Source organism: Marinobacterium profundum (assembly GCF_001528745.1).
Classification (GTDB): domain Bacteria; phylum Pseudomonadota; class Gammaproteobacteria; order Pseudomonadales; family Balneatricaceae; genus Marinobacterium_A; species Marinobacterium_A profundum.
Genome location: NZ_BCNS01000074.1, coordinates 1 through 582 on the forward strand (window position 1 = coordinate 1; position 582 = coordinate 582).

The window sequence follows — 582 nt, forward strand, 5'->3', positions numbered from 1 at the left end:
AACGTTCATGCGTTTGCCCTGACGATTACACCATTACTATATTTTTAATCTCATCTGTTGCCACAACGCTTAAAGTTGGCGGACCACCACCATGCATGTGACTTTGAGGGTAAGATAAAAGCCAAAAACGACCATCTATGGGATCGGCGAAAAATATATCCCAACAGCATTTAGACGAACCTACCTTTTTCAAATGATGATTCACAAGCCATTCAATACGCTCGCAAACAGGATCGGCTATTACATTTTTACCCGATTCCAACCAACGACCAGTTAATGAAGACTCCGATGGTTGCAGTAAATCCATTTAGTACACCTAACGCTTGTAACACATGACCGAAAAAGCGCAGCTTTTTTGGGTCAAGTGCTTACTCTTGTTATCAGTTAAGTTCTTCAATCCAGTAATCCCCAGCATAGTAGTGAGGAAATGGATTAATATTACCGTCTTTAAGATAAAGTATAATATTATCTAGAATAGTAGCTGCCATATTACTAAGAAAGCTTGCCGGATAGACAAGCTCAATCCGCATAGGAGTAGTTGATTGTCCTTCATCAAGCGTCAAAGTTAAATGACCTCCGGCA

Annotated in this window: 2 protein-coding genes; both read right to left on the reverse strand. The window is 40.2% G+C overall.

Annotated elements, in window-relative coordinates; genetic code table 11:
- Positions 1-25 precede the first annotated feature (25 nt).
- Positions 26-307 (reverse strand): Imm27 family immunity protein, encoded by a 282-nt coding sequence (locus MPRO_RS24980; RefSeq protein WP_082708424.1) that lies wholly within the window; start codon positions 305-307, stop codon positions 26-28.
- Between the two features lie 73 nt (positions 308-380).
- On the reverse strand, positions 381-582 hold a 202-nt coding region (locus MPRO_RS25695), incomplete at its 5' end, for a hypothetical protein (protein WP_216821229.1).

Excerpts from the sequence above, each read along its gene's own strand:
- MPRO_RS24980 (WP_082708424.1), bottom strand. The coding sequence starts at position 307 with ATGGATTTACTGCAACCATCGGAGTCTTCATTAACTGGTCGTTGGTTG.